General features: G+C 45.0%; 13 protein-coding genes. 9 read left to right on the plus strand and 4 right to left on the minus strand.

The features are described from left to right. Window positions 1-1,240 precede the first annotated feature (1,240 nt). From BN1044_RS04565 to BN1044_RS04580, 4 genes are all read left to right on the plus strand, one after another. Window positions 1,241-1,573 (plus strand): TehB family protein, encoded by a 333-nt coding sequence (locus tag BN1044_RS04565; protein ID WP_072307736.1) that lies wholly within the window; start codon window positions 1,241-1,243, stop codon window positions 1,571-1,573. Between the two features lie 13 nt (window positions 1,574-1,586). Continuing rightward, window positions 1,587-1,949 (plus strand): DUF1869 domain-containing protein, encoded by a 363-nt coding sequence (locus BN1044_RS04570; RefSeq protein WP_432612986.1) that lies wholly within the window; start codon window positions 1,587-1,589, stop codon window positions 1,947-1,949. A 225-nt stretch (window positions 1,950-2,174) separates the two neighbouring features. Further along, window positions 2,175-2,387: a hypothetical protein gene (locus tag BN1044_RS04575; RefSeq protein ID WP_072307737.1), complete on the plus strand. Its 213-nt coding sequence runs from the start codon at window positions 2,175-2,177 to the stop codon at window positions 2,385-2,387. A gap of 126 nt (window positions 2,388-2,513) precedes the next feature. Next, complete coding sequence (locus tag BN1044_RS04580; RefSeq protein WP_072307738.1) at window positions 2,514-2,819, plus strand: hypothetical protein; 306 nt, start codon at window positions 2,514-2,516, stop codon at window positions 2,817-2,819. Between the two features lie 263 nt (window positions 2,820-3,082). On the opposite strand, the gene BN1044_RS04585 is transcribed toward BN1044_RS04580, so the two are convergent. Continuing rightward, window positions 3,083-3,745 carry a DUF3313 domain-containing protein gene (locus BN1044_RS04585; RefSeq protein ID WP_072307739.1) on the minus strand — a complete coding sequence of 221 codons (663 nt, stop codon included), beginning with the start codon at window positions 3,743-3,745 and terminating at the stop codon, window positions 3,083-3,085. A gap of 271 nt (window positions 3,746-4,016) precedes the next feature. On the opposite strand from BN1044_RS04585, the gene BN1044_RS04590 reads away from it, so the two are divergent. Further along, window positions 4,017-4,283 carry a putative hemolysin gene (locus BN1044_RS04590; RefSeq protein WP_072307748.1) on the plus strand — a complete coding sequence of 89 codons (267 nt, stop codon included), beginning with the start codon at window positions 4,017-4,019 and terminating at the stop codon, window positions 4,281-4,283. Between the two features lie 210 nt (window positions 4,284-4,493). On the opposite strand, the gene fliT is transcribed toward BN1044_RS04590, so the two are convergent. Genes fliT through fliD form a run of 3 tightly spaced genes read right to left on the minus strand, consistent with a single transcriptional unit; the run spans window position 4,494 to window position 6,703 of the window. Then, a complete protein-coding gene (fliT, locus tag BN1044_RS04595; protein WP_072307740.1) occupies window positions 4,494-4,856 on the minus strand; it encodes a flagella biosynthesis regulatory protein FliT in 363 nt (120 codons plus the stop codon). Continuing rightward, on the minus strand, window positions 4,856-5,269 hold the full coding sequence (gene fliS, locus BN1044_RS04600) for a flagellar export chaperone FliS (protein ID WP_072307741.1): 414 nt from the start codon (window positions 5,267-5,269) through the stop codon (window positions 4,856-4,858). The genes fliT and fliS overlap by 1 nt, the downstream gene beginning before the upstream one ends. Before the next feature lie 15 nt (window positions 5,270-5,284). Then, window positions 5,285-6,703 (minus strand): flagellar filament capping protein FliD, encoded by a 1,419-nt coding sequence (gene fliD, locus BN1044_RS04605; RefSeq protein WP_072307742.1) that lies wholly within the window; start codon window positions 6,701-6,703, stop codon window positions 5,285-5,287. Window positions 6,704-6,994: 291 nt separating this feature from the next. On the opposite strand from fliD, the gene BN1044_RS04610 reads away from it, so the two are divergent. The 4 genes from BN1044_RS04610 to tcyN all read left to right on the plus strand — a co-directional run bounded on the left by BN1044_RS04610 (window position 6,995) and on the right by tcyN (window position 10,724). Continuing rightward, complete coding sequence (locus BN1044_RS04610) at window positions 6,995-8,260, plus strand: flagellin FliC (protein ID WP_072307743.1); 1,266 nt, start codon at window positions 6,995-6,997, stop codon at window positions 8,258-8,260. 201 nt (window positions 8,261-8,461) lie between these two features. Then, window positions 8,462-9,184, plus strand: a complete 723-nt coding sequence (locus BN1044_RS04615) for an RNA polymerase sigma factor FliA (RefSeq protein WP_072307744.1) — start codon at window positions 8,462-8,464, stop codon at window positions 9,182-9,184. 37 nt (window positions 9,185-9,221) lie between these two features. Further along, on the plus strand, window positions 9,222-9,737 hold the full coding sequence (gene fliZ, locus BN1044_RS04620) for a flagella biosynthesis regulatory protein FliZ (RefSeq protein WP_072307745.1): 516 nt from the start codon (window positions 9,222-9,224) through the stop codon (window positions 9,735-9,737). 204 nt (window positions 9,738-9,941) lie between these two features. After that, complete coding sequence (gene tcyN / locus BN1044_RS04625; RefSeq protein ID WP_072307746.1) at window positions 9,942-10,724, plus strand: L-cystine ABC transporter ATP-binding protein TcyN; 783 nt, start codon at window positions 9,942-9,944, stop codon at window positions 10,722-10,724. The last annotated feature ends 137 nt before the right edge of the window (window positions 10,725-10,861 follow it).

Raw genomic sequence — 10,861 nt, forward strand, 5'->3', positions numbered from 1 at the left:
AGTGAGTTTAACTACCTGTTTAATTGGGCTTATTATTAACAACTCAACTTTGCTAGGGAACGACGGCGGCGGAGTTGGGTGACTCATCTGGCAAAAGAGATATTTTTACAGCTAAACGCGTTAAGGGTAGTCGTTCTGGAGGTTAGAAATATCCTAACTATTAAGCGCGGGCGTTTAATATTATGATTATGTCTCCTATGAGCCATTTAACTCACTGACATGTTTGCCAAAATCCATAAATATTCGAAGTTTATTTTTATTACTAGCTTACTTATTTGGCTAGTGTTTTTATTTAAGTCGTCCTATGTGGGTGTTTATATTCACTATTCGTTTCTTATTGTGGTTCCCGTTTCTGGCTTTATAGCTTATCTAACTCGGAAATATAAACCTTAGCGTTTATTTAGTATAAAGCCTCACCGTGCTGTTTAAGTGGCGTTAAGCTGTTTGCTACTACACTTGGTGTTAACAGAGTTCATCTTTTACCGAATGTTGTACAAATGATGAACTCCGTTGCTACGTTATGCATCTATAGGGGGCGGGGTCATTATCGGATTAGTATGATTGTAAGGTGTGCTTTGCGTGGCTAATATTTGAATATAACGGTCTAAACCTATTGGATAGGCCTCATGTCAGATAAAAATAGGTGGCAATATGGGTTATAAAATTAAACAGATGTATTTGCTGTTAGCGTTAGGTTCACTTTTTAGCGTATCGGCTATCGCATTGATTAGTGTCTGTTTATCCTCCTTGTAATTGTTTAGGCGACAATGCGTACCATGCACCCAGTGGATAGTAGATGTTACTTTGCTTCGATATTTTTGACCCGCAATGGATTGCTTTAAAAATCATACAAGTTCTTCGGGAAAATTCTCTCCTGATAGGTCTGTATAAAAAAAGTACGACAAATCTATTCTGCCGCTCATTTTTTATTCTCAATTTAATAAGAAAATTCTTAATTTATTAGTTATGAAAATAGAATTGTTAACATGTCATTTCTTTGTGCCACTTCAGTTCTATTTTTTTTATAAAAATAACATCTTTTTTATTAATACTCCCTAGTGGGGAGGTGCCTACCTATTAATGTTAATAGGCGGGAGTTGCATGAGTTTTATTATCTTAAAACTATACCTGCCAGCATGATAATAGCTTAACGCTGCCCAATAAAGGGTATATGATATGCATCATATTCACATGTACTGCTCATATTCTTTCTGAGTAGTCGTCGATATGAGGTTTAAATATGCAACGCATTATTATACCAACAAACTATGTTCATACACGCACGACACCCTTGTGGACAAAAGAAACAGCCCCAGCTTCAATTTGGAAACGCCATTTGGACGCGGGTACTCGTCAAGGTGTCTATCCGCGCCTGTGTGTGATGCAGGGTACTATCCGTTATTACGGCTATGCCGACGAAACCAGCCCTGAAGCTATCGAAACGCTAACCATTGAGGCAGGGCAGTTTGGCGTGTTTCCTCCTGAAAAATGGCACCGGATTGAAGCCTTATCTGATGATACGGTTTTTAACGTTGATTTTTACGTTGATCCCAACATCCTATTAGAACAGTAAGGGAAGGTATATAATGACGGGTGAAAATACGGTTGAGAATATGATTGAGAATAAAGGCTACGCAATCGCTATCTCTAATGATAGCAATCAGAGTAGTGCGGAGAAAATTTACCTAAAACCAATGGCATTATATATCCCAGATGTTGCGACGGGTTTGGTTATTGAGCTTATTAATAATCTCGATGATACAAATAATGATGGCGAAGGTTTTACACTTACGGTCACTAATAAAAATAATGGCGTGTCGGTAGATTCACATTTCTCAACACTTGAAGATTTAAAGAATCCTACGACTTCAGCGGATGCGGTTAAAGACTTAGTCAATATTGTTCGCGGCTATGATACCGACGAAGAGACTAACGTGTGTGGTTGGTAGCGTGTTTTTTACCGAGTTAACAATAGCTATTTAAAAAACACCATATTTATGGTCAGCATACGGCAGAGTATGCTGACTGAAATATGACGTTTAATACTGCAAAATTGAATACAGTTGTAAGAGAGTCTACATATATAACCCGATTTTAGATGATAAAATAATTACCTAACATAAAGTTAGGCATAACAGTAGTTTATACATCAGATAAAATATACGGGATTTGATATGAAGGTTAGCTATATTAGTTATTATGAAGGTTTAGATATCAACGGCGAAGTTATTTTCCAGGGAAATGGCTCACACCTTGTCAGTGCGGAAAAAGAAGAACCCTCTCCGCATGACGTTTTGGCTGCGATTAATCAATACCTGATTAAAGGAGCTAAAGAAAATAATCCGGCCATAGCTAAAATTGTCATTAAAGGGTTGTTTAAACTGTAATCAGATCATGTGGAAAGACCGCGAAAGTGGTCTTTTTTTCTGCAGAACGCCCGTTATTCGTATTTATCTGGTTTATGCATGAATGACTTACCGTTATCATAAGAACAAAATTTGTGTGAGATTCTTATGAAGAAATATACCTTTCCTCCGTTGTTACCGATGCTGTTATCCGTGCTGTTACCTGCCGTTCTGGTTGGGTGTGTAAGTACACCAAATGGTTTTGTGCGATTAGATGAGCATGAAGCTAATCAAGCCGTTATCTATCGCTATGATCCTGAAAAAGTGAACAAAGCGGCGATGGACGCTGACGCGTTAAGCTACTGCAAAGAAAATGGTTTTGATAATGCAACGCAGATCCCTCCACTCGCAAGCACGGTCCCAACGTTGAAACGCATGGCTTACACCTGCTCCTACGCAGTGAAAAAACGCTAACGTCTTGAGATTACATTGGGTGTTTGCACTTTAAACTCACTCGCTATATAATTATATATACAGCGATGGGGAATTGTTCAGATTGCTCAAACCCATGGCTTATTGCTTCAGAACGTTTGTTTTCAAATTTCTAGTATGGTTTCCCGCACCGTTTGGCGCGGGATTTTTTTTGCCTCGACGCGCTTGCTAAAGACAAAGGGCATAAAAAAGCCAGCCGCGTAGGGCGGCTGGCTATGAATAACTATCTTTTTCGCTGTAGTGGATTATTTTATATCGAACATCGTGGCATCGGTCGCCATGTTGTCAATCACAGTTCTCAAATCCTCTACGGTCAACAGCTGATTAGAGTTAGACAGCTGTTTGCCAGAGCCTTTACGCACCACTTTCATCACTACTTTGTTAGTTTGAGAGTCAATTAACTCACCTTCGAAGAACAAGTTAGTGTCCATAGTACGGTGCCCCGTTGCCGCTTGTGTTCCTGCAACAACCATCGCAATTGGAATGACTTCATAGAACTGCAATCCCTCTTTGCTGGTATCAACCGCGGTGATAGCGCCGCGGAAAATTAGCGTGTTTGGACCCGGTTGTGTCACCAGCGTAGCACGCTGGGCAGCCGCTGCTTTAAGCTTGGTATTGGTGTAGTTAAGCACACCCTCTAATACGTTTTTACCAATCTGCGTAGTAGGTTTAGGCTCAGGATAATAGGTCACTGGGTTATAAATCAGTTTGTCGTAGTGGCTGGATTTAAAACTTGGATCAACCCAGCGCATAACCGGCAAACCTGAAGATGACTTGGTTTCTGTTAAGTTTGAATAGTCTTTTAAAAACCCTGAATACTGGTCAGGTGTTGCAGTTTTGGTTGCACAACCGGTTAGAGCCAATGCGCCGATTAATAGCGCAGTTTTGAGATTACGAAGCGTAGCCATAGATCCTTTTCCAAATGAGAGAAGCGGCAAGCTAAGATATAGCAGAATCTTATAGCTTTACCTATAAATTGATTAGTTTTGTGGTGTTAGTTTTACTATTTTTAACCAATAAATTATTTCAAATAATGTAATTAGCCTATTTATTTATTTTTTATATAAAAAGTTAACCTTCTCGATGATAAACCCTATAATGAGCAAGAGTAATTATCTGATCCTATGTGCTGGAAAAACGATAATGTTTTTAGATTTTTTTAGGATGATAAACAAAATGATGAAAGTAGGTATGTTAGTGATTGCTGGAATGAGTAGCCTCATGCTAGCAGGTTGTGTGTCAGGCAACGCGGCTCCTAACGCAGATGCTGCTCCTACTCCTACACAGGGGGCGATCGGGATGCCAAATCCAGCCTCAGTGTATTGTTTAAAACTGGGAGGCAAAGAAATTAACAAAACAACAGAGCTTGGCGTGAGCACTGATTGTTTATTGCCAACGGGGGAGAGAATAGATGAATGGGCACTATACCGACGTGACCATTCCTAATTAATTCACCTGGAATATAATGGTTATTAAAAGTAATGTAGCTAAGCGTATTCGCTTTGTGTTACTAAAAAATAATGTTGATTATTAATGCCATAGCAATATGGCTGATATAATCATTCGCAGTTTTTCTTATTGAAGTATTATTATTTAAAGCGTTTTTAATAAAAAATCATGCCTGAGTATGGAAAATACTGGTGTTGAATAAAAAGATCAAAGTAAATCGCCAGGATACCCTTCGCTGTCGGAAAACTGTCCGTATGTGTGGGTGACGGCTTGTTGTCGTGAAGTTTTTCCTATTATCTGGCTTAGTTCGTCCATGCGAGCCTGAAGCAGGCGCTTGATTTCTGCCTCATTATCAAGAATTTTGGCTAAAATACGGCGTAGCTCCGCCTGCATGGCTGAATCCACCTCCGAAATAGGCATCAGCTCGGTGGTTTTCGCCACCGCTTGCAGATATTCCATCTCCAGTTTAACGAGCGAGTCCCACTCAGAACGCTTAGCAAGCTCCAGCATGCTTTCGCTGAGCGAAAGGATATGACGGTACGCGTGTGACAAGGGCTGTATTCCGTACATTATAAGTGGTCCTGCTGAGTAGGTTGAGATTGTGGGCCGATCTGACGCCACGCATCGGCAATGTTATCTAACAGGTCCGTGACATGTTGGATTGTAACTTCATCATTATGAAGATTAGCATGTAACAGGCGTTTAACCATATAGTCATACAGCGCTGATAAGTTTTCTGCAAGCTCTCCGCCTTTTTCCAGATTAAGCCCCGCCTTCAGGCCATTATCAATGATGTTAATCGCTTTGGTGATTGACTGACCTTTGAGCTGCGTTTGCCCTGCCTGCATATGCAGGCGGGTGCGAACTAGGGCGCTATGCGCCCCGTCAAATAACATAACGATGAGCTGGTGAGGACTGGCGCTCATCACGCCACTCTCCAAACCAATCTCAGCGTAGGCTTGTGAGCCCGTCGCTTTATACATGTGTTATTACCTGTGCTATGAGTTCATGGCGGTGAACTGTTGGGTTAAATATGAGCTGGTGCTATTGAGTTTTGACATCATGGTATCCAGCTGGACAAATTGGGCTTTGTAGCGGTCGATGGTTTCCTGAATGCTGTCACTGACGCTGTCGATACGAACGCTCAGGCGATCTAAGTTGGTATTAATGCTTTTTGTAGTTGATTCGATCACGCCGCCGGCCTTGATATAACTTTGAATTTCATTGTGAATATTGGTTGCCATACCGCTATCTTTTCCATTGCCAACAAAGAAGTTAGCCACTTGGTCTGGATGATCGGTAAAGGCTTTGGTGAGTTTGTCGCTGTCTACGGTCAATTTACCGGTTTTACCATCGGTGGTAATCCCCAAATTGCCGAGGCCTTTGAGTTCAGGGTTATCCTGAGCCGAACTCAATGCGCCTTTAATCGCTGCCTGCACGCCACGTAGGGTGTTATCCCCTAACAGGGCGCCGTTGGTTTTTGACTGTACTTCACCCGTTTTTACCGGGGTGTATTTGGTCAGCGAGGTAAAGGTATCCAGCAGGGAGTTATAGCTATCTACCCAGCTTTTAATTTTGTCCATCGCACCTGAGTTATCAGCGCTCAGGATCAGGTTTTGCGGCTCACCGTCTTTGGTTTTAGCTTTCAGCTCTATTGTGGTGCCCTGTGGAGCATCGGTGATGGTATTGCTGCTGCGTACAATTTCGGTGCCATTCATGGTGATAATGGCATCTTTAGCTGCTACCGTTTGCTTTATCGCCGTTGGTGAGCTTGACGTTGCGCTAGGATCGAAATCAAGCAGATCGCCCAATTTGCTATCGCCATTCACTTTGACCGTCATCTGATTGGCTGAGCCAGTAGATGAAGAGGTTAATGCTAGCTGATAGCTGTTATCGCCGACGCGAACGATACTGGCAGTGACTCCCGCTTTTGCCCCATTAATCGCATCACGCATTTCCAGCAGTGAAGTTTGACCATCGCCTAAAGGAATAGAGGTTGTCTTCGGCGGTGTACCTTGGGTCAGATCGATAGAACGGCCGCTAGCGCCTGGGGTGCCTAACTGTGCGGCTTGATCGGTGACTATTTGTTGCGTGGTTAAGCTTTGTGCCTGCGCCAACTGTTTAACTTCGACGCTGTAGTTACCGGCAACCGCTTTGGCATTCGTCGTCACCGTAAACTGATCGTGAATGGATGCCTTGGTGGTATTAAAGAAATCGGCCTTAGCCAAATCTTTACTTAGGTTATCGAATTTTTCCAACGAGCTTTTTAACGTGCCATACGCCGTCAGCTGCGCTTTATAGCTGGTTTGCTGCGTGGTATAGGGCGTTAAGCGTTGCTGTTCTGCCGTGGACAGTTTGTCGAGCAGCCCGTTTAAGTCGAGACCTGAGCCGATCCCTAAAGAAGAAATAGAAGCCATCAGTATTTTCCTTATATATTTTCATGCGCTATACGCGTTATCGGCTCAGTAGGAAAAAAGTTTACAAAATAATATGAAAAAGTGATGGGACGATAGAAGACGAAAAGTGGGCCTTATTTAAGCGATTGTCGAAACAGCGGAATTACTGAGAAAAATAATTTAAAAATTTCCTAAAGGTTAATTGGGGAGCGCCGATACCTGTGTGGACGGTGGCTGACGCCGTAGGGCAATCAGGCCCGACCCATTAACTAAGATGCGACTATCGCAGATGATTCGTAAGGAAAGCTCACTATGGCACAAGTAATTAACACCAACAGCCTGTCTTTGATGGCACAAAATAACCTGAACAAATCTCAGTCTTCACTGGGTACCGCTATTGAGCGTCTGTCTTCTGGTCTGCGTATCAACAGCGCGAAAGACGATGCGGCAGGTCAGGCGATCTCTAACCGCTTCACTGCAAACATCAAGGGTTTGACTCAGGCTTCTCGTAACGCCAACGACGGTATCTCTCTGGCGCAGACCACCGAAGGTGCTCTGAACGAAGTGAACGACAACCTGCAAAACATCCGTCGTCTGACCGTTCAGGCTCAGAACGGCTCTAACTCTGATAGCGATTTGCAGTCTATCCAAGACGAAATCACTCAGCGTCTGTCTGAAATCAACCGTATCTCTGAACAAACCGACTTCAACGGCGTTAAAGTGTTGAGCGGTACCAACAAACTGACTATTCAGGTTGGTGCTAACGACAACGAAACAATCGATATCGACCTGCAGAAAATTGACGCGACCACTCTGAAACTGGATACCTTCAGCGTTGCAAACGGCGTTAACGTTGCAGGCGTTGGCGCTGCTGCCACTACAACCCCTAAAATGGGCGCACCAGTTGTTCAGGCTGATGCGAATGCGGCACCAAAAGTATCTGATGGCAAGTTATATACCACCGATGCAGGCGTAAAATTAGTTAAATCTGGTACTGACTACTACGATGCAACCGTTGCTGCTGACGGTAAAGTGACTTGGGATTCAACCACCAAAACCGCAACCGTAGCGGGCGATCTGGCAACGGCTAAAGAAACTGCTTCAGTTTCTGTTGGCACAACCAATATCGATTTAACTAACATCCCAGCCGGCGGCACGCTGAAAAGCTATACCGATGCTAAAGGTGTCGCGGGTTATGTTATCGAAGGCACTGACGCAGCGGGTAAAGCAACTTATACCGGCGCAAGCGTTGATGCAGCAGGTAAAGTCACCGTAGGTAAAGCGCTGTCTGCAACGCCAAAAACCACTGACCCACTGGCTGCGCTGGACTCCGCGCTGTCTCAAGTTGACTCCCTGCGTTCATCTCTGGGTGCGGTACAGAACCGTTTCGATTCTGTTATCAACAACCTGAACAGCACCGTTAACAACCTGACCGCTTCCCAGTCTCGTATTCAGGATGCTGACTACGCGACCGAAGTGTCTAACATGAGCCGTGCAAACATTCTGCAGCAGGCGGGTACTTCAGTGTTGGCTCAGGCTAACCAGTCTACTCAGAACGTTCTGACTCTGCTGCGTTAATCATTCGCCAGCATGAAGTAAAGCAAACCCCGCTGTACGCGGGGTTTTTCGTATCAACCACGTGTGCAATAACTGAGCAATCTCGTCTTCTCGAAAAGGCAACGTGAGAAAAGGGGGCATTTTTGCTGACTAATCGCGCCATTGGCTTGCGCGTGAGGGTTAGATAATAGCCGGGCATCCATCAACCCGGGTTCTGTCAACGTGAGTGAATTGTATACCGCCGACGGCGTGATCGACAAAAATTCCCTGTGGCAGCGCTACGCTCCGCTAGTGCGCCATGAAGCGCTGCGTTTGCAGGTTCGCCTGCCCGCCAGCGTTGAACTGGACGACCTGCTTCAGGCCGGAGGTATTGGGCTGTTGCACGCGGTCGAACGCTACGATGCCATGCAGGGGACGGCCTTTACCACCTATGCGGTTCAGCGCATTCGCGGTGCGATGCTCGACGAGCTCCGCAGTCGTGATTGGGTTCCGCGCAGCGTGCGTCGAAATGCCCGTGAAGTTTCAGCGGCTATGCAGCGCGCCGAACAGCGTCTGCATCGCGCACCAACAGAAACCGAAATAGCGCAAGAACTGGATATGCCCTTGGTGGAGTACCAGCAGATTTTGTTGGATACCAATACCAGCCATCTTTTTTCTTATGATGAGTGGCGAGAAGAGCACGGCGACAGCGCCGAACCTGTTTTCCAGCAGCATGAGGATGCTAATCCTCTTAAGCAGTTGTTGGAAGGAAACCTGCGCCAGCGTGTGATTACTGCGATTGAAGCACTGCCGGAACGTGAAAAACTGGTTCTTACGCTTTACTATCAAGAAGAGCTGAACCTAAAGGAAATCGGTGCGGTGCTTGAGGTCGGAGAATCTCGCGTTAGTCAGCTACACAGTCAGGCGATCAAACGCTTGCGCACTAAGCTGGCAAGCCAAAGCTAATACGCCAACAGTTATTCATAAATATGGAAATGTTGTCATGACGGCATCCCTACAAAAAAGACGACCTTTGAGTCGCTATTTGAAAGATTTTAAACATAGTCAGTGCGATTGCTCTCATTGTGGTAAATCGCTCGATCGTATGTCTTTAGTATTTCGCGGGAAAATTCTCGATCGCGAAGTGCTTGCAGGTATGGATCAACTGATTGATGACCGAGTTTGGCAAGAGCTCGAGCAGGAAATCACCGCGCTGTGCCGTTTCTGCAGCGATGTTTACTGCCATTGTCATGCAGACTACTTCGATATTCTCGATTTTAAGCAATATTTGTTTGAGCAAACAGAAATGAGCCATAGCTCAATTCGTGAGTATATTGTGCGTTTACGCCGCTTAGACGATATGCTGCGCGCCAGTGATTTCCCTGCCGAGAAGTTCTGCGGCAGTGAACAGCAGTGGCATATGATTGAACATATCGCTGATGCGAATCAAAATAACTATCGCATTGCGCTGCGTAAGTACGATCAATATCTAAACTGGCAAAAAGAAGCGGTCTATTAGCCTCTTTGTCAGAATAAAAAAGCCATCGTTATGCGGTGGCTTTTTTGTTTTTTATTCCATATCAATCTAACCTTATTCCGGCAAAATTTTTTATTCATCGCGTTGAGTTGCTACAGTTGCGGTTATATCGGGTGAACGCGGCCAATATGGCGCTATCCCTCCCCGTAAGGTATTAATTTTAGGCCTATCCGTTTAGGAGCTACAGTGAGCACTATTGAAGTAAAAAATCTGACAAAATCCTTTAACGGAAACACCGTACTGCACGGCGTTGATCTGACGGTTGAAAAGGGTGAGGTGGTTGCGATTATTGGGCCAAGCGGCTCAGGTAAAACGACCCTGCTGCGTAGTATTAATTTATTAGAAGAGCCTGACGGCGGCACGATTCAAGTCGGCGATGTCACTATTCATGGCGATCAGCCTTTGGGCCGCCAGAAAGCGGCGATTCGGAAACTTCGCCAGGAAGTGGGTTTTGTATTCCAAAACTTCAACCTGTTCCCACACCGCACGGTATTGGAAAATATCATTGAAGGTCCGGTGGTGGTGAAGGGGGAAAAGCGCGACGTGGTGATTGCGCGAGCGCGTGAATTGCTGGCCAAAGTCGGTTTGAAGGGCAAAGAAGATGCTTTCCCTAAGCGTTTATCGGGTGGGCAGCAGCAGCGTGTGGCGATAGCCCGTGCGCTGGCTATGCAGCCTGAAGTGATCCTATTTGATGAGCCAACGTCGGCGCTGGATCCTGAGCTAGTGGGCGAAGTGTTAAGCACCATTCGTGCGCTGGCAGAAGAAAATCGCACTATGGTGATCGTGACCCACGAAATGAGTTTTGCCCGTGACGTTGCCAACCGAGCTATTTTTATGGATGAAGGCCGGATCGTAGAGCAAGGCGCGGCGAAAGAGCTGTTTGCTCATCCCCAACACCCAAGAACCAAGCTGTTTTTGGAGAAGTTTTTAGGGGAGAAGTTAGTGGATGAGCCGCTGAGTTATATTTGAGTGATGGTTTCGTTCGCTAGACATTTATGTCACAACGGTTAAACATTCCGCCCGCCTGTCTATATCGAGTTTCAATGCCGCATGGGTGAAGGCGTACGGGCAGAGACCACCAGCGCGTGGTCTCTGCACTCGCGCGC

This window comes from Hafnia alvei (assembly GCF_900095695.1).
Lineage (GTDB): Bacteria > Pseudomonadota > Gammaproteobacteria > Enterobacterales > Enterobacteriaceae > Hafnia > Hafnia alvei_B.